Annotated in this window: 14 protein-coding genes and 4 tRNA genes; 13 read left to right on the top strand and 5 right to left on the bottom strand. The window is 58.0% G+C overall.

Translation table 11 applies throughout. The features are described from left to right. Positions 1–177 precede the first annotated feature (177 nt). From ltaE to AC1ROI_RS32120, 7 genes are all read left to right on the top strand, one after another. Positions 178–1,182 carry a low-specificity L-threonine aldolase gene (gene ltaE / locus AC1ROI_RS32150; RefSeq protein WP_010457230.1) on the top strand — a complete coding sequence of 335 codons (1,005 nt, stop codon included), beginning with the start codon at positions 178–180 and terminating at the stop codon, positions 1,180–1,182. Positions 1,183–1,328: 146 nt separating this feature from the next. Continuing rightward, a complete protein-coding gene (gene alaS, locus AC1ROI_RS32145; RefSeq protein WP_010457228.1) occupies positions 1,329–3,953 on the top strand; it encodes an alanine--tRNA ligase in 2,625 nt (874 codons plus the stop codon). 91 nt (positions 3,954–4,044) lie between these two features. Beyond that, positions 4,045–5,286, top strand: coding sequence for an aspartate kinase (locus AC1ROI_RS32140; RefSeq protein WP_008033100.1), 1,242 nt, complete (start codon positions 4,045–4,047; stop codon positions 5,284–5,286). Positions 5,287–5,476: 190 nt separating this feature from the next. Then, positions 5,477–5,665: a carbon storage regulator CsrA gene (gene csrA / locus AC1ROI_RS32135; RefSeq protein WP_003178872.1), complete on the top strand. Its 189-nt coding sequence runs from the start codon at positions 5,477–5,479 to the stop codon at positions 5,663–5,665. 62 nt (positions 5,666–5,727) lie between these two features. Then, positions 5,728–5,818, top strand: a tRNA-Ser gene (locus tag AC1ROI_RS32130). Between the two features lie 107 nt (positions 5,819–5,925). After that, positions 5,926–6,002, top strand: a tRNA-Arg gene (locus AC1ROI_RS32125). A gap of 71 nt (positions 6,003–6,073) precedes the next feature. After that, positions 6,074–6,150: transfer RNA gene (locus tag AC1ROI_RS32120), tRNA-Arg, on the top strand. Between the two features lie 19 nt (positions 6,151–6,169). On the opposite strand, the gene AC1ROI_RS32115 is transcribed toward AC1ROI_RS32120, so the two are convergent. Then, on the bottom strand, positions 6,170–6,688 hold the full coding sequence (locus AC1ROI_RS32115; RefSeq protein ID WP_083375934.1) for a cell envelope protein SmpA: 519 nt from the start codon (positions 6,686–6,688) through the stop codon (positions 6,170–6,172). Positions 6,689–7,007: 319 nt separating this feature from the next. Between AC1ROI_RS32115 and mgtE the strand changes: the two genes are divergently transcribed. Further along, positions 7,008–8,450: a magnesium transporter gene (gene mgtE / locus AC1ROI_RS32110; RefSeq protein WP_010457218.1), complete on the top strand. Its 1,443-nt coding sequence runs from the start codon at positions 7,008–7,010 to the stop codon at positions 8,448–8,450. 101 nt (positions 8,451–8,551) lie between these two features. On the opposite strand, the gene AC1ROI_RS32105 is transcribed toward mgtE, so the two are convergent. Beyond that, positions 8,552–8,878: an Arc family DNA-binding protein gene (locus tag AC1ROI_RS32105; protein WP_003178899.1), complete on the bottom strand. Its 327-nt coding sequence runs from the start codon at positions 8,876–8,878 to the stop codon at positions 8,552–8,554. Between the two features lie 385 nt (positions 8,879–9,263). Here AC1ROI_RS32105 and phnN point away from each other — a divergent pair, with 385 nt between their 5' ends. Further along, positions 9,264–9,836 carry a phosphonate metabolism protein/1,5-bisphosphokinase (PRPP-forming) PhnN gene (gene phnN / locus AC1ROI_RS32100; protein WP_102595129.1) on the top strand — a complete coding sequence of 191 codons (573 nt, stop codon included), beginning with the start codon at positions 9,264–9,266 and terminating at the stop codon, positions 9,834–9,836. On the opposite strand, the gene AC1ROI_RS32095 is transcribed toward phnN, so the two are convergent. After that, positions 9,811–9,990 carry a PA3371 family protein gene (locus AC1ROI_RS32095; RefSeq protein WP_010457208.1) on the bottom strand — a complete coding sequence of 60 codons (180 nt, stop codon included), beginning with the start codon at positions 9,988–9,990 and terminating at the stop codon, positions 9,811–9,813. The genes phnN and AC1ROI_RS32095 overlap by 26 nt on opposite strands. A 23-nt stretch (positions 9,991–10,013) precedes the next feature. Continuing rightward, positions 10,014–10,247, bottom strand: a complete 234-nt coding sequence (locus tag AC1ROI_RS32090) for a hypothetical protein (RefSeq protein WP_077749184.1) — start codon at positions 10,245–10,247, stop codon at positions 10,014–10,016. A gap of 290 nt (positions 10,248–10,537) precedes the next feature. On the opposite strand from AC1ROI_RS32090, the gene AC1ROI_RS32085 reads away from it, so the two are divergent. Together AC1ROI_RS32085 and AC1ROI_RS32080 are read left to right on the top strand one after the other, a co-directional pair. Further along, a tRNA-Arg gene (locus AC1ROI_RS32085) sits at positions 10,538–10,614 on the top strand. 145 nt (positions 10,615–10,759) lie between these two features. Further along, a complete protein-coding gene (locus AC1ROI_RS32080; protein ID WP_102595130.1) occupies positions 10,760–11,299 on the top strand; it encodes a hypothetical protein in 540 nt (179 codons plus the stop codon). Position 11,300: 1 nt separating this feature from the next. Here AC1ROI_RS32080 and AC1ROI_RS32075 read toward each other — a convergent pair whose 3' ends face one another. After that, positions 11,301–15,452 carry a CheR family methyltransferase gene (locus AC1ROI_RS32075; protein WP_102595131.1) on the bottom strand — a complete coding sequence of 1,384 codons (4,152 nt, stop codon included), beginning with the start codon at positions 15,450–15,452 and terminating at the stop codon, positions 11,301–11,303. Between the two features lie 204 nt (positions 15,453–15,656). On the opposite strand from AC1ROI_RS32075, the gene AC1ROI_RS32070 reads away from it, so the two are divergent. Continuing rightward, the gene (locus tag AC1ROI_RS32070; protein WP_010457175.1) at positions 15,657–17,261 is read left to right on the top strand and encodes a tetratricopeptide repeat-containing response regulator; all 1,605 of its coding nucleotides are present in this window, start codon (positions 15,657–15,659) and stop codon (positions 17,259–17,261) included. Further along, positions 17,258–17,950 (top strand): sensor histidine kinase, encoded by a 693-nt coding sequence (locus AC1ROI_RS32065; protein WP_077749187.1) that lies wholly within the window; start codon positions 17,258–17,260, stop codon positions 17,948–17,950. The genes AC1ROI_RS32070 and AC1ROI_RS32065 overlap by 4 nt, the downstream gene beginning before the upstream one ends. Positions 17,951–18,032: the final 82 nt, after the last annotated feature.

Raw genomic sequence — 18,032 nt, 5'->3', positions numbered from 1 at the left:
GCGCAGCTTTTTTAACACATATTTCCTGCCTGTGCATTGCTGCTATCTGATGATTGCTATCGACTTTTTCGCTCACTTGACGGGTCTTTTCCTTCGCTTGGGGTTGATTAATCGTTGTCATGACCGCAGTAATTCCTACCTGAAAGGGATTTTCCCCTGCTTACCGAGGCCAGATTCATGAGCGTTATCGATCTTCGCAGCGACACCGTTACCCAACCGACCGCCGGAATGCTCGACGCGATGGCCAGTGCGCCCACCGGTGACGACGTCTATGGCGAAGATCCGACGGTCAACCGCCTGGAAGCGGAACTGGCAAAACGGTTGGGGTTTGCCGCTGCGTTGTTCGTGCCGACGGGCACCATGAGCAATCTGCTGGGCCTGATGGCTCATTGCGAACGGGGTGACGAATACATCGTCGGCCAGCAGGCACACACGTATAAGTACGAAGGTGGCGGCGCGGCGGTGCTTGGCTCGATCCAGCCGCAGCCGCTGGAAGTGCAGGCTGACGGCTCGCTGGACCTGGCGCACGTCGTCGCCGCGATCAAACCGGACGACTTCCATTTCGCTCGTACACGGTTGCTGGCGCTGGAAAACACCATGCAGGGCAAAGTCCTGCCGCTGGAGTATCTCGCCCGGGCACGCAGTCTTACCCGTGAACATGGGTTGCAGCTGCACCTGGACGGCGCTCGGCTTTACAACGCGGCCGTCAAGTTGGGTGTTGATGCCCGCGAGATCACCCAGCACTTCGATTCGGTTTCGGTCTGCCTGTCCAAAGGCCTGGGCGCGCCGATCGGGTCGGTGTTGTGCGGTTCGGCAGAGTTGATCGGCAAGGCGCGTCGCCTGCGCAAGATGGTCGGTGGTGGCATGCGCCAGGCTGGTCTTTTGGCCGCGGCGGGGCTTTATGCGCTGGATAACAACGTTCAGCGTCTGGCCGACGATCACGCCAATGCGCAATTTCTGGCCGACGGACTGCAAAAGGCCGGTTACGAAGTCGAGCCGGTGCAGACCAACATGGTTTACGTGAACATGGGCGACAAGGCCGAGGCGATCAAGGCCTTTGCCGCCGAGCGTGGCATCAAGCTGAGCGCTGCCGGACGCCTGCGGATGGTCACGCACATGGACGTTGACCGCGCTCAAATCGAGCAGGTCGTCGCGACATTCGTCGAGTTTTCTCGCAACTGATCGCCTTGGCGGTCCAATTGACCGTTTCTATCGTATAAACACGCTGTACCCCGCGCGCTGGGCCGATATAATGCGGCCCTTTGCCGTCGCTTCGTCTGTTGACGTTTCGTACAGGCCTTTGGCCGCAGCCTCCGTGGAAGAACCTAATGAAAAGCGCAGAAATCCGTGAAGCCTTCCTTCGCTTCTTCGAAGAGCAAGGCCACACCCGTGTAGCCTCCAGCTCTTTGATTCCGGGCAACGACCCAACCCTGCTGTTCACTAACGCGGGGATGAACCAGTTCAAGGACTGCTTCCTGGGCCAGGAAAAGCGCGCGTACACCCGCGCTGTCTCCAGCCAGAAATGCGTGCGCGCCGGCGGCAAGCACAACGACCTGGAAAACGTCGGTTATACCGCCCGTCACCACACCTTCTTCGAAATGCTGGGCAACTTCAGCTTCGGTGATTACTTCAAGCGCGACGCGATCACCTACGCCTGGAACTTCCTGACCTCCGAGCAGTGGCTGAACCTGCCGAAGGAAAAGCTCTGGGTCACCGTCTACGCCAGCGATGACGAGGCCTATGACATCTGGACCAAGGAGATCGGTGTTCCGGCCGAGCGCATGGTCCGCATCGGCGACAACAAGGGCGCGCCATACGCTTCCGATAACTTCTGGACCATGGGCGATACCGGCCCGTGCGGTCCTTGCACCGAGATTTTCTACGATCACGGCGCCGACATCTGGGGCGGCCCGCCGGGCTCGCCGGAAGAAGATGGCGACCGTTACATCGAGATCTGGAACAACGTGTTCATGCAGTTCAACCGCACCGCCGATGGCGTGTTGCACCCGCTGCCAGCGCCGTCGGTCGACACCGGCATGGGCCTGGAGCGGATCAGTGCCGTGCTGCAGCACGTTCACTCGAACTATGAAATCGACCTGTTCCAGAGTCTGCTGAGCGCATCGGCCAAGGCTATCGGCTGCACCAACGACGCTCAGGCTTCCCTGAAAGTCGTGGCTGACCACATTCGTTCGTGCGGTTTCCTGATTGCCGACGGCGTGCTGCCGTCCAACGAAGGCCGGGGTTATGTGCTGCGCCGGATCGTCCGTCGCGCCTGCCGTCACGGCAACAAACTGGGCGCCAAGGGCAGCTTCTTCTACCAGATCGTAGCGGCCCTGGTTGCCGAGATGGGCGAAGCCTTCCCTGAGCTGAAAGCTCAACAGGCACATATCGAACGCGTCCTGAAAGCCGAAGAAGAGCAGTTCGCCAAGACCCTGGAGCAGGGCCTGAAAATCCTTGAACAGGATCTGGCCGAACTCAAAGGCGACGTGGTGCCGGGCGATGTGGTGTTCAAGCTCTACGACACCTACGGCTTCCCGATGGACCTGACGGGCGACATCGCTCGCGAGCGCAACTTGACCATCGACGAAGCAGGCTTCGAACGCGAAATGGAAGCCCAGCGCGTCCGTGCCCGTTCCGCCAGTTCCTTCGGCATGGACTACAACAGCCTGGTCAAGGTTGATGTGGCCACCGAATTCACCGGTTACAAAGCCACCAGCGGTTCGGCGAAAGTTGTTGGCCTCTATAAAGAAGGCCAGGCGGTCGACGTACTGAGTGAAGGCGAAGAGGGCGTGGTCGTTCTCAATCAGACCCCGTTCTACGCTGAGTCCGGCGGCCAGATTGGCGATTGCGGTTATCTGCAATCGAGCGGTGGCCGCTTCGACGTGCGTGACACCACCAAGACCGGCGGCGCATTTCTGCACCACGGTGTGTTGGCATCGGGCAGCCTGATCATCGGTTCGCCGGTTGAAACCCACGTTGAAGCCGAGGTGCGCCACGCCACTTCGCTGAACCACTCGGCCACTCACTTGCTGCATGCGGCGTTGCGTAAAGTACTGGGCGATCACGTTCAGCAGAAAGGCTCGTTGGTCGACAGTCAGCGCCTGCGCTTTGACTTCAGCCACTTCGAAGCCATCAAGCCTGAGCAACTGAAGGCCCTGGAAGACATCGTCAACGCCGAGATTCGCAAGAACTCCGCCGTTGAAACCGAAGAAACCGACATCGAAACCGCCAAGAAAAAAGGCGCCATGGCGCTGTTTGGCGAGAAGTACGGCGACAACGTGCGCGTGCTGAGCATGGGCGGTGATTTCTCCGTCGAGCTGTGCGGTGGCATCCACGCCAACCGTACCGGTGACATCGGCCTGCTGAAAATCATCAGCGAAGGCGGTGTTGCGTCGGGCGTGCGTCGTATCGAGGCAGTCACCGGTGCTGCGGCACTGGCTTACTTGAACGCTGCAGAAGAACAACTCAAGGAAGCGGCCAACCTGGTCAAGGGCAGCCGCGACAACCTGATCGACAAGCTGTCGGCTGTGCTGGAGCGCAACCGTCTGCTGGAGAAGCAACTCGAGCAGTTGCAGGCCAAGGCGGCCAGCGCGGCGGGCGACGATCTGTCGGCTTCTGCCCTGGACGTCAAAGGCGTGAAAGTGCTGGCCGTGCGTCTGGACGGTCAGGACGCCAAGGCGCTGCTGGCGCTCGTCGATCAGCTGAAAAACAAACTCGGCCGCGCAGTGATCCTGCTCGGCAGTGTCCATGAGGAAAAGGTCGTTCTGGTTGCAGGCGTAACCAAAGACCTGACTGGCCAACTCAAAGCCGGTGATTTGATGAAGCAAGCCGCTGCGGCAGTGGGCGGGAAGGGCGGTGGTCGTCCAGACATGGCGCAAGGCGGTGGTACTGACGCTGGTGCACTGGACGCGGCACTGGCCCTGACGGTTCCATTTGTAGAGCAGGGTTTATAAGGCAGGGTGTCCGGCCCGTCGTCTAGTGGCGGGCGGGAACGCTGTTTGAGTGATTATTTGGGCGCCCTTCATGGGCAGAGGCGGCTTTGAAATGGCTTTGATCGTACAGAAATTTGGAGGCACCTCAGTCGGCACTGTCGAGAGAATCGAGCAGGTCGCCGACAAGGTTAAGAAATTCCGCGATGCCGGCGATGACCTGGTGGTTGTCCTGTCGGCAATGAGCGGCGAAACCAACCGTCTGATCGATCTGGCCAAGCAAATCAGTGGTGATGGCCAACCGGTTCCGCGTGAGCTGGATGTGATCGTTTCCACGGGCGAGCAGGTGACGATTGCACTGTTGGCCATGGCGCTGATCAAGCGCGGCGTGCCTGCGGTGTCTTACACCGGCAACCAGGTGCGGATTCTGACGGACAGTGCGCACAATAAAGCGCGTATCTTGCAGATTGATGACCAGAAGATTCGCGGTGATCTGAAGGCAGGTCGTGTGGTAGTTGTCGCCGGTTTCCAGGGCGTCGACGAGCATGGCAACATCACCACCCTCGGTCGTGGCGGTTCCGACACCACCGGCGTGGCGCTGGCGGCGGCCTTGAAGGCCGACGAATGCCAGATCTACACCGATGTCGATGGCGTCTACACCACCGACCCGCGTGTGGTGTCCGTGGCCCAGCGCCTGGACAAGATTACCTTCGAAGAGATGCTGGAAATGGCCAGCCTCGGTTCCAAGGTGTTGCAGATCCGTGCGGTGGAATTCGCCGGCAAGTACAACGTTCCGCTGCGCGTACTGCACAGCTTCAAGGAGGGTCCGGGCACCCTCATTACTATTGATGAAGAGGAAACCATGGAACAGCCGATCATTTCCGGCATCGCTTTCAATCGCGATGAAGCCAAGCTGACCATCCGTGGCGTGCCAGACACCCCGGGCGTTGCATTCAAGATTCTCGGCCCGATCAGTGCCGCGAACATCGAAGTCGACATGATCGTGCAGAACGTTGCGCACGATAACACCACCGACTTCACCTTCACCGTGCACCGCAATGACTTCCAGGCCGCACAAACTGTGCTGGAAAACACCGCTCGCGAGATCGGTGCCCGTGAAGTGGTCGGTGACATCAAGATCGCCAAGGTCTCGATCGTCGGCGTCGGCATGCGTTCTCACGCAGGCGTGGCCAGCCGCATGTTCGAATCCCTGGCGAAAGAAAGCATCAACATCCAGATGATCTCGACGTCGGAAATCAAAGTCTCCGTTGTGATCGAAGAGAAGTATCTGGAACTGGCTGTGCGCGCTCTGCACACAGCTTTCGAACTGGACGCACCGGCCCGAACAGGCGAGTGATGCGTTTGCCAAAGGGCGCGGTCTGACCGCGCCCTTTGTCTTTTTTGAATGGCGCGACCCAGGAACTGTTCTTTTGCTCGCGCTGGTCAATACTCAGGCATGTAGGGCTGCGATCGTTTTCCGGTTGTAGGTCGAGTGCCTTTTTTTTGCAGACTGTTGTCCCTGAAATGAAATGCGTGAGGAGAAAGGTATGCTGATTCTGACTCGTCGGTGCGCAGAAAGCCTGATTATTGGTGATGGCGAAATCACCGTGACCGTGCTCGGCGTCAAAGGAAATCAAGTGCGTATTGGCGTTAACGCACCTAAAGAGGTTGCGGTTCACCGTGAGGAAATCTACTTGCGGATCAAGAAAGAGAAGGACGACGAACCAAGCCATTAATTTTTATCGTTTTTTATGTTTGCAAACGGGGAAGAAGCTGGTTAATATACGCCCCGTGTTGCGGAGAGCTGGCCGAGTGGCCGAAGGCGCTCCCCTGCTAAGGGAGTACACCTCAAAAGGGTGTCGGGGGTTCGAATCCCCCGTTCTCCGCCATTATTTGCGTAGTACGTTGTAATCTGGCTTTTTCGGTAAGTGTTTGAAATTACTAGAAAAAGTGCTTTACATAGAGATTAGACGGCCTATAATGCGCGGCAACAAATGCACTCGTAGCTCAGCTGGATAGAGTACTCGGCTACGAACCGAGCGGTCACAGGTTCGAATCCTGTCGAGTGCACCATTTAAGGGTTGTTTGCAGCAATGCAAATGATTTGGCTCCAACCAGTTGTGATCTGGTATAAAAACACAAATGCACTCGTAGCTCAGCTGGATAGAGTACTCGGCTACGAACCGAGCGGTCACAGGTTCGAATCCTGTCGAGTGCACCAAACACCAAAAAGCCCGCGTTTAACGCGGGCTTTTTGCCGTCCGGGATTTGGCTTTTCCCTTTGTACATCCTTTCTCGTCGAACTCCACGTGTGCGCTGCGACCTCGCTTGAGTTCGTAGCGGTAGCTTGTTGCGGAATTCCTGATACTGATCTTGTCCGGCTTGCCCAGGGCGCTCTCGACGTCCTGTTGTGTCATGCCTGCGACTATCCGTTGATTGATGATTGCTTCGCGACGTTCCTTGGCGGTTATCAGGTTTGCGCACTTGTCCTCAGTCTGGCCGACAATGGTTGGCTCCTTCCTTCCGGTTTTCGTCGAGGGTGTCTCCCGAACGTCAGCCTCAGGCATGAGCGCTATCGCGTTGCCGGGCGTGAAAGTGCGCACCTCTTGCTGCGAGAAGCTTTCACCCTCCGCGCAACTCAGGGTTGTGAAGGTGAGGCGACCGTCGGGTGCTTCGCAACGGTGAAGGATGGTTGCCTGCAACCGGGGTGAAAGGCAGAGCAGGGCAAGCAGTAAAAAATAAAAGGCAATTGATGGCATTAAACGTCCTCCATGACGGTCCATGTCAGGGTAGCCGCTACATTTTTCGATGAGGGTGTGTTTTCTTTTCAGAATGAGTCGTCGCAGTTGGAGAGATCAGGACTGCGCTCAGCTTTGTCTTGCAACCGCTTGTTTCAGCCATGATTTTTTGACGTTTAAAACCGTCGGGCGGTGTATCATTGCGCCCGTCAGCCCCGCCGGGGCTTGTGGAATACCTCCATGGACTTACCCAGTAGTTACTCAGTATCCCGTTTTTCCAATCATGAATTGACTGATTGATCCTTCCGGCGTGCCCCGCTGCTGGGAGTGGAGTTCGCCTATGTCTGAAGTAGAAGTAAAGAAAACGCAGGAAAGCTTGCAGGACCGCCTCGCTCAAGTCGTTGAGCTGCTGCAGCGCCAGCGGGTGGTCGAAGACCTGACTCATCGCCAGGAAGGCCCGCATCACGACCGGGTCGAGAACCTGGTTCACCGGCAAAACCTCGTCGAGCTGCAACGCAAGCTTGATGATCTGCACTCCGCCGACGTTGCCTACATCCTTGAAGCCTTGCCGCTGGACGATCGTCTGACGCTCTGGCAATTGGTCAAGGCTGATCGCGACGGCGACATTCTCCTCGAAGTATCCGACTCGGTTCGTGAAACCCTGATCGCCGACATGGACGATCACGAGCTCCTGGCTGCGGCCAAGGACATGGACGCCGACGAACTTGCTGACCTGGCTTCCGAGCTGCCGCGAGACGTTGTCCACGAGCTGATGGAAACCCTCGATGGTCAACAGCGTGAGCGCGTCCGCTCCGCGTTGTCCTATGACGAGGAGCAAGTCGGTGCGCTGATGGACTTCGAGATGGTGACCATCCGTGAGGATGTCAGTCTCGAAGTCGTGCTGCGTTACCTGCGGCGTCTCAAGGAGCTGCCGGGCCACACCGACAAACTGTTTGTGGTCGACTACGACGGCGTGCTCAAGGGCGTGCTGCCGATCAAGCGTTTGCTGGTCAACGATCCGGAAAAGCAGGTTTCGGAAGTCATGGCCAGCGACCCGGTGAGTTTTCACCCGGACGAAGATGCCTACGACGCCGCTCAAGCGTTCGAACGTTACGACTTGATCTCGGCGCCTGTGGTCGACAAGAACGGCAAGCTGATCGGCCGTCTGACCATCGATGAAATGGTCGACCTGATCCGTGAAGAGAGCGAAAACGAAGTGCTCAACATGGCGGGTCTGCGCGAAGAAGAAGATATCTTCGCTTCGGTCTGGAAATCCCTGCGCAACCGTTGGGCCTGGCTGGCGGTCAACCTGATCACCGCGTTTATCGCATCCCGGGTGATCGGCCTGTTTGAGGGCTCCATCGAAAAACTGGTGGCACTGGCGGCATTGATGCCGATCGTGGCCGGTATCGGTGGCAACTCGGGCAACCAGACTATCACCATGATCGTTCGAGCCATGGCGCTGGACCAGGTGAGCACCGGCAATACCTCGCGATTGATGCGCAAGGAGCTGGCCGTCGGTTTGATCAATGGCCTGGTCTGGGGGGGCGTGATTGGCGTTGTGGCCTATCTGCTTTATGGCAGTTGGTCCCTCGGGGTGGTGATGACCGCCGCCATGACGCTTAACTTGTTGCTGGCGGCGTTGATGGGGGTCTTGATCCCGATGACTCTGGCGCGGCTTGGGCGCGATCCGGCGATGGGTGCCAGCGTTATGATCACTGCCATGACTGACAGCGGCGGGTTCTTCATCTTCCTCGGGCTGGCAACGATTTTCCTGCTCTGACTGACCTGCTTTAAGAAACCCGCCAATTCGGCGGGTTTTTTATGGCCGAATTTCAGGCAAAAAAAAGCCAGCGATTATGCTGGCTTGGCTTTCGGGTCGAATCAGGAAGCGTCTGCGGCCATTTCGGCGTCATGGGCAATCAGCGAAACAAGAGCATTTTGCTGACGGTGGGAGAGTTGGCGGAAGCGTTGCAGCAGTTCACGTTCGTGCAATGACAGCTCCGGGCTGTCCAGGCGCATGCTCAACTCTTCGCCCAGTGCACCTTCCTGAATAAGACTCTGCTCAAGGCGCGCAATGATTTCGGAGTTCATGCTGCGATGATGATTGCGAGCCACCTCGGCAATGCGTTCACGCATTCCGTCTGGCAGACGTACGACGAACTTGTCAGCCGTACGGCTGGAATAAATTGCCTGTTTCAATGGGCGCATATATTTAACCGGTTAGTTCAGGGGAGCGGTTCTCGGGATTGGCCGCAGGATGTCTGATAGGACAAGCTCTCTGGCCAAATGTTCAACCTGAATTGATAGAGGCTCGCATCATGCCTCAAAGCAGCCAGATCATTGGCGTCAATTCTGTGACAAATATTGAGCTGGGTAAAGGCGTTATGCCAGCACCTTTATCGAAAATGTGGACTGGTTAGAAAACTTTGGTCCCTGCCCGTATCGCTGACCACGTGCTCTTCCCGTCAGGTGATGCCCGAAGACGCCTGAAGGTGCATGCTACGCGGATTCGATCCTTGGTCCTTACCTTATACAGGATAGTGGCAAATGGCCGATTTACTAGTGGCAGACCCGCACAGGAGGGGGATTCAGGATGGATGGCAGGCTGATTTACTTGATGGGGCCTTCCGGATCCGGCAAAGACAGCCTCATCGAAGCGGCTCGACGACCTTTACGCTCGATAAACGGCGAAGTGGTACGACGGGTCATTACGCGTTCGGCTGAATCCGTAGGCGAAGATGCCGTCGGAGTCTCTCGCGAGGAGTTCGAACAACGCCGCGACAAGGGTGACTTTGCGCTGTCGTGGCACGCTCATGGCCTGGATTATGGCATTCCGGTCCAGATCGACCATTGGCTGGAAGAAGGTCGTCATGTCTTGGTCAATGGCTCTCGTGGCCACCTGGCCGAGGCACTGCAACGCTACCCGACATTGGTGCCGGTGCTGTTGACGGTCCAGGATGAGGTATTACGCGAGCGACTGATGAAGCGAGGCCGTGAGAGCCTTGCAGAAATTGAAGCCAGATTGCGCCGCAACAGGTTATTTACAACGGAGGATCCTCTCGGTGATTCGCAGATCTATCGACTCGACAACTCTGGCGAGCTTGCCGTCACCGTCGCCAATCTTCTGAAATTGCTGAAAGTCAGCGCAGAACCGGATCGAATTTGATTTTGCGTCCGATAATCAGCGCCAGCACGAACAACGCGCCGAAAACGCCGCAGGCGATCAGGGGTACGGTGGCAACCGTGTCCGGGACCAATGACAGATGAAGAATGCCGCTCAGTAAGGCAAGGATCAAAAATCCTGCGGCTGATTTGGACATTGCTGTGCTCCTGATAGGGTGATTCAAAATACCAAGCGTTCCGAAGTCTGAGACACCGGAAGATAATTTTGCTGGCTTACGTCCTGGCCAACAAAGCCGCGCTGATCGTTCATGACCGCCAATTGCGGGGCTTTTTGCAGCTGGAGGTAATGCGGCATCCGATGCGCGACCTGCTCAGCGCCGCTCTCGGCGGCAAAATGACCACCCAGCAGGACGGTAAGGGCGATTGCATTCGAGAGTAAAAGGACGCTGTTCATGAGGCTAACCTCGGTTGTTCGTGAGAACAGCTAAAGCAGCCCGCGTGCCAAGAGTCTAACGGCAATTAAATCCTTTAAAAACAAAGAATTAACTTATTACTTAAAGATGCCGTCGTTGCAAATTGCAATGATGGCATTTTGAGAGGATGCAATTTGCACGGTAAATTAAGCCACGATGACAAGGGGCGGCTGCCTACACTTAAAAAGCCCTACGGACGACATGACAAAAGCAGGCCTGGCCGTTAACATGCTCGCCGTCTATCGCACCGCATCCCAGCGGGGCGATCTGTGTCTCAGTAGCTCAATTGGATAGAGCATCCCCCTCCTAAGGGGAAGGTTGGCAGTTCGAACCTGCCCTGGGACACCACCTGATTTACAGCCCTGCGCTGTGATAAAAAGCCCCGCCGGAGAATCCTCCAGCGGGGCTTTTTTATGCCCGTCGACCCGACGACCTACATGGCAAGTCCATCGTTGCTGTGCCTTACTCCTCGTACCATTCAAGGAGTGACGCGATGCGACACAGAGGTGCACATTTCTGGTTATGGACCAACAGCAGGCTACTTCACCATACCCATGAAGAAGTGCTCAGCGATGGTGTGCAGGTCGAGGTGCAGGCACGGGTCGGTCATGGGGGCGTCACGCAGGTGTTCATCGGTATATACGCTGACGGTGGCGGGGCGATTTGCGAGGAGTTTCATGACCGCGCGGTGGGTGAATATTATTGTTCCGCATTGAAGTGGGGCGCTCAGCGGGCAAGAGAGCTGGTGGCGGACAGCCAAGCGTTTGTCGCGCCGCATCGGGTGCAATTGACGTTGGCCCCGGTGATTACCGATGAACCGACACTGGCATTGCGGCGCATGGAGATGACCGAACGGGAGCGTTTGAAAATCCGTTCCGAAGACGCCTGGTCGGAGTACCTGGCGGCCAAAGCCGCGATGCTTGAGCTGATGCGCGCCACCAAAGTCGACCCCGGGGTGTGGGCGGACCACAAGGAGCGCCTGCGGCAGGCGATTGATCGGCGCATCAGTGTGCAACGCGCCTATCTGCGCTGAGTCATTTGCCGATCGACAGGCTCGAGGAGCGTCGCAGTTCCTCGATGGTCTCGATCAGTTCATCGTAGGACACCGGTTTGCCGATGTGCTGGTCGAAGCCCGATTGCCGGGATTTCTGAATATCGCTTTGAGCACCATAGCCCGTCAGCGCAATGGCCGGCACATCCCTGAGCAGCGGGAGTTGCCGCAAAGCGCTCATCAGTTCGTGACCGTTCATGACTGGCATGCCCAGGTCCGAAATGATCAGGTCGAAGTGCGTGCCTTTTGCGGCGTCCAGCGCGGCCACCGGACGGTCGAAGGCAATCACTTGCGCGTCCTCCATTTCCAGCAGCATCTTCAAGGTTTCCAGCACTTCGGCAGAGTCGTCGACCAGCAGAATGGTCAAGCCGCTCAGCCGTCCGGCCCCCTCGTCGACCTGCGTAGCGGTTTGAGCGTCATGATCAGTCTTGGCCATCGGCAAGTAGACACTGAACGTGCACCCTGCACCCAACCCGGGTGAGCTCACTTCAACCGAGCCGTGTTGTGCTTCTGCCAGTTGGCGGACCAGCGACAGGCCGATCCCCAGCCCTTCACGGTTGTGCGTGGCATGTTGCTTCTCTGCCTGCCCGAACAGATCGAACACGTGCTCAAGATTCTCGGCGGCAATGCCGGTGCCGTTGTCTTTGACGTCCAGCCGCACCCTGTTCCCGTCCTGGCTGGCGATCAGTTGCACGTGGCCATTGGGCTGGGTGAATTTCAGCGCGTTGTTCACCAGGTTCCAGATAATCTGTTCCAGGCGTGTCGGATCGGCATGCACCATCAACGGCTCTGAAGGCACATGCAACTCGACCGTGGTTTCGTGCCGTTCGTTGAGCACGACGCTGTGGATATCACGCAGCACGCTGACCAGGTCGGTGGCGACCGGTTGCAGCTTGAGTTTGCCGGTACGGACACGGGCGACATCCAGCAGATCATCGATGATCCGGGCCTGGCTATTGACGGCATCGCAGATCGTATTGACGGCCTTGGCGGCCGGAGCCACGGACTTGGTCACCGGCAGGCGACGCAGCAGCTCAGCGTTGAGCTGGATCAGGTTCAGCGGGTGCTTGAGCTCATGGGACATGACTGCGAAGAACTCGTCCTTGAGGTAATTGGTGTTGCGGGTCTCGGCCAGTGCCAGGCTTTGCGCTTCGTGCTGACGTTTATGGCCGGTCAGGTCCCGGGCAATCTTCACGTAGCCTCGGAGGTTGTCACCGCTGAGCAACGTCGCCTCACCACTGCAAAAGAACCGACTGCCATCCTTGCGCAAGTGCCAGCGTTCGTCCTCGCTGCGCCCATGGTCGCGCACCGTCTGCAGTTCTTTCTCGGGCACGCCGCTGGCGCGGTCCTCTTCAGAGAAAATAAAGTCGTAATAAGCGCCCTCTGCTTCGCTCTTGCTATAACCGAAGATCAACTCGGCACCTTTGTTCCAGCTGGTGATCACCCCTTGTTCATCCAGCGTGATGATCGCGTAATCGCGGGTGCTTTCAGCCACCAGACGCATGCGTTCTTCGCCCAGGCGCAGTTCTTCTTCGGCGGCGCGGCGTTTGGTGATGTCGATGAAGGTCAGCACCGTCCCGTCGATATGGTCTTCGCTGGAGCGGTAGGGCAGCAGGCGGGCGATGTACCAGCGCTTGTCGGTGCTGCTGACTTCGCGCTCGATCATGTTCAATGACTCGAAGACCAGCGCTGCATCACGGGCCAGGTCGTCGTAGTGCAGTCGGTGGGTGATGTCGAGCAAGGAGCGTCCGGTATCCACCGGCAACATGCTGAAGATGTCCGTGGCGCGCGGAGTGAACCATTTGATCCGCATGTTGCGGTCAACGAACACCGTGGCGATGTCGGTGGAGGCGATCAGGTTGGTCAGGTAGTCGTTGATCTTGTCGGTTTCTTCAACTTTGGTTTTCAGCTCGAAGTTGACCGTCAGCAACTCTTCGTTGATTGATTGCAGTTCTTCCTTGCTGGTTTCCAGCTCTTCGGTGGCCGAGCGCAGCTCTTCGTTGATTGCCTGCATTTCTTCGTTGGAGGCCTTCAGCTCCTCGCTGGAGACTTCCGATTGTTCGATGGTGTCCTGCAAGTGCAACTTGGTGCGTTGCAGTTCGCGTTCAAGGTTGGACAGCACCTGGCTTTCGGTTTGCGTCAGGGTCGAGGCGGCCTGTTCCGAGGGATCGACTTCGGCCTCTTCGAAAATCACCAGGACAAACTCGCCGTCCGACTCTTCGTCCTTATAAGGCTGCGCCATCAGGTCGACTTTGTAATGCCGGTTGTCCCGGCTGATCGGCACCGCACGGGATTTGACCACCAGGCCACTCTGCTGGACCTGAAACAGCGTGGTGCGAATCTCCAGACGCAACTCGGGAAGGATCAGCGTCAGCAAGTTGCGCGACAACTCACCGCCCACATGGCGCAGGAAACGCCCGGCGCTTTCGCTCATGTGCAGGATGTCGGCGTTGGCATCGACGATCATGCTCGGTGGCGCGGCGTGTTCGAGGGCGCGCTGATGAATGTCGGCGAAGGACAATTTGCGCTGCACCGCGCTTTGCGGTGTCTCGCGGGTAACACTGGTACGCACGTAACCGCCACGGGGCATGGTCGGGGTACGTCGGCTATTGGCCGTGCCGGTCTTGGCGCGGAAAATCCGGTTGCGCTTGTCCACCGGAGCGAACAGTTCGTGGCAAGCATCGGCGCTCTCGGAAGAGCCCAGGAACAGGAAACCGCCCGGACGCAGTGCGAAGTGAAACATTTGCAGAATTTCACGCTGCACTTCGCGATCCAGGTAGATCAGCAGGTTGCGGCAAACGATCAGGTCAATCTGCGAAAAGGGCGGATCGGACAACAGGCTGTGTTTGGCAAACAGGACCTTTTCGCGAATTTCCTTGCGAATCCGGTAGTGGTCATCTTCCTTGACGAAGTAATGCCGCAGGCGCGTCGGCGGCACATCGGTCACGATCGCTTGCGGATACAGACCGGCCCGGCCGATGCTGATGGCGCGCTCGTCAATGTCGGTGGCGAACAGTTGCAGCGAGGCTTTGCTGGCGTCCAGTTGCAGTTGATCGTTGAGCAGCATCGCCAGGCTGTAGGCTTCTTCGCCCGTTGAACAACCGGCGGACCAGACACGGATTTCTTCTTTCTCGGGCTGCGCCGACACGGCGGCACTGACCAGTTGCGGCAGTACGTTCCGCTCCAGGGCTTCGAACGCCTCGCGATCACGGAAGAAGTTGGTCACGCCAATCAACATATCGCCCAGCAGGGCTTTGGTTTCTTCGGGATTGTTTTGCAGGAAGCGGAAATAGGCACCCAGGTCGGGTTGGGCCGTGACCTGCATCCGGCGCTCGATCCGCCGCAACACGGTCGCGCGCTTGTAGTGCTTGAAATCATGGCCGGTGCCGGTGCGCAGCTGGATCAGGATGTCATGGAGCAGCTGTTCGGCGAGCGCCGCGTCACGCTCGGACACGGAGGCGAACGTTTGCAGGTCCGGGTCGTTGGCGGTGGGCAGGCTGATTTCCTGTGAGTTTCGCCACAGCTCCAGCAGCTTTTGCGGCATTTCCACCACCGGCAACACCAGATCGACATTGCCGGTTTCGATGGCAGCGCGAGGCATGCCGTCAAACTCGGCATCTTCCGGTGCCTGGGCCATGGTGATGCCACCGTGTTCCTTGATGCGCGACAGCCCGACCGCACCATCGGAGCCACTGCCTGACAGCACCAGGCAGAAAGCGCGCTCGCGGTGGACTTCGGCCAGGTCGCGGAAAAACAGATCAATCGAGGCGTGCCGAGACCCGTGCGGGTCGTTGCTGCTGACTTCAAGCACCCCGTCATTCATCGTCAGCCGCTGAGCCGGCGAGATGACGTAAACGTGGTTTTTCTCGATCGGCACCGTTTTGGTGACTTGCAGGACTGGCATCCGGGTCGATTCCTGGATGATCTTGTCCGCGATGCTCTGGTGATCGGGCGACAGGTGAAGAATGATCACGAACGCCATGCCGTTGTCATGCGGCATGTTCTCGAAAAACAGTTTGATGGCTTGCAGCCCGCCCGCCGAGGCTCCAACGCCTACCACTGGAAAATCCAGGGTGCTGGGCTTCAGGGCCTTACGCTCTGGAGCCGGGGCCGAGTGCTGGGGGGTGCTGGTCATTTCTTCTGCCTTAGTCGGCGACTGCGGTCTATTGATATCTTCGGTTATAAAAAGCGCGTCAATAAAGCAGCATAATCCCGTTTTTCAATAACACCTTCAAATATTTAGAGACACTTGATTGGCTGGAGTTCTCAAGGGAACGGCACTCCTGGCCGATAACCCGAACGGTCATTGTCTTCTTCTCAAATTGCCTGGAAATCTTCGATGCTGTCGTATCACCAAAAGAGTTTTCTGATCGTCGATGATTTCTCGGATTTCCGCAGTTCCGTCAGGTCCATGCTGCGTGAACTGGGGGTCAAGGACGTCGACACCGCAGACACCGGGGAGCAGGCGCTGCGCATGTGTTCGCAGAAGGCCTACGATTTCATCCTGCAGGATTTTCACCTCGGCGACGGCAAGAAGAACGGCCAGCAAGTCCTCGAAGACTTGATGATCGAAAAGCTGATCAGCCATGAAAGCGTGTTCGTCATGGTCACTGCCGAAACCAGCCAGGCCATGGTGCTCAGCGCGCTGGAACACGAACCCGACGCTTACCTGACCAAGCCGTTCAACCGTTCCGGCCTGGCCCAGCGCCTGGAGCGTCTGGAACAGCGCAAGAACCTGCTCAAGCCGATCCTGCAAGCGCTCGATCGTGGCAAACCGCTCGAAGTGCTCAATGCCTGCATCGAGCTGTGCAAGAAGGACATCCGTTATTCGCCGCTGTGCCTGCGTTACCGCGCGGACGCCTTGCGCGACCTGAATCAAAACGAAGCGCTGGAACGTCTCTACGACAGCATCATTGCCGATCGGCCGTTGCCGTGGGCGTTTGCCGGGTTGGGCAAGTTGCTGTTCAAGCGTGGCCAGGTCAGCCAGGCTAAGGGCGTCTACGAAAAAGCCCTGAAAGTGTTTCCGATGATGCCGGCGCTGTATGACGGCATGGCTGATGTGCTGGTGGCCGAAGGGGATACCAAGGGCGCGCAGAAAGTATTGGAAGAAGCCATTCGCCTGTCGCCGCTGGCGGTGCGCCGGCAAGCACTGCTGGGCAAACTGGCGATGGCCAACGAAGATTTCGATACGGCCTCAAAGGCTTATCGCCAGGCCGTGTCCCAAGGCGCGCAGTCACGCTTCAAGGATGCCGAAAGCAACCTCGGCCTGGCCCATGCGTTGATCAGCAAAGGCAGCGAGAAAGGCCTGGATACCCGCACCCGACTGGAGATCAATACGACCCTCAGTCTGGTGGCCAAGGAAAACCCGTCTGATCCTGGCCTGCAGATTCGTGCGCGCCTGATGAAAGCCACCAGCCTGTTGCTCAACGACGCCGAAACCGCCGAGAAGCTCACCGAGCAGGCGATGATGCGCCTCGATGGCATGGAGCAGTTCATGAGCGCCGAAGCCGCGCTGCTGGTGGCCAAGCAGCTGCAAATGCTCGGCCAGGCGAGCGCCGGCGCGACGATGTTGAAAAACTGTGCGGAAATCTACGGTGACGATCCAGTGGTGATGCAAGGGATCGCCAAACTGACCGACGACCCGACGATCCTCAGCCAGAGCAACGCGGCCTCCGACCTCAACCGGCAGGGTGTGCAGGTGTACAAGACCGGCAATCTGGTCGAAGCCCGGGCAATCTTTCGCAAAGCGCTGGCGCTGCAACCGAAGAACATCAGTATCGCCCTTAACATGGCGCAATCGCTGCTGCACGGCACCGATACCAGCGTAGCGTCGGCCGAGCTCGATGAATGCCGGGCCTGCCTGAAACTGGTGGGCATGATGCCCGACACCGACGCGCGGTATCCGCGCTTTCAGAAACTGAAAATCAAGGCGTTCAGCGGATGAGCCAAGACAACTCTGCACTGGATTTTTCGACGGTGATTGCCTCCACCGTGCACGACATGAAGAACTCGTTGACCCTGCTGATGCAGGCCCACAGCCAATGGCTGGCCCGCTTGCCCGATCCCGAACGGCACAGCCCGGAGCAGGGCGTCATCGAGTACGAGTTCGCTCACCTCAACGGCATGCTGGTGCAGTTGCTGGGGCTGTACAAACTGGGCGTCAATCAGATGCCGTTGCAGCCGGCCTACCATGAGCTGGATGATTTCATCGAAGCGCAACTGGCCGCTCATCAGGAAGTGTTCGCCAGTCGCGGCATTGTCGCGACTTATGAAGTCGACCCGTTGAGCCCCTTGGGTTTCTTTGATCGCGAGCTGGTGGCCTCGGTGCTGGCCAACTGCATCAACAACGCCATTCGTTACGCCCGCCAGTCATTGCTGATCAGTGTCGGCGACGAGGCCGGCGAACTGGTGCTGTCCATCAACGACGATGGCGACGGTTATCCGGTCGAGATGATCGAGCGTCAGGCCGATTATGTGCAGGGCATCAACCACAGCAGCGGCAGCACAGGCCTGGGCTTGTATTTCGCCGGACGGATCGCCGCCTTGCATCAGCGCAATGGCGTGGAAGGACGCACCCGGATCAGCAACGGTGGGCCGTTGGGTGGTGGGGTGTTCAGCCTCTGTTTGCCCTGACGTTTCTTTTTGTGTGGCGCTGCTTGATATTCCGAACAGGCGGAGCCTATTTTGTACGGGTCGCCGTTCGCGGCTCGCACAA

The organism is Pseudomonas sp. GW823-FHT02C02 (assembly GCF_058797635.1).
This window is presented reverse-complemented; position numbering and strand designations above follow the sequence as displayed.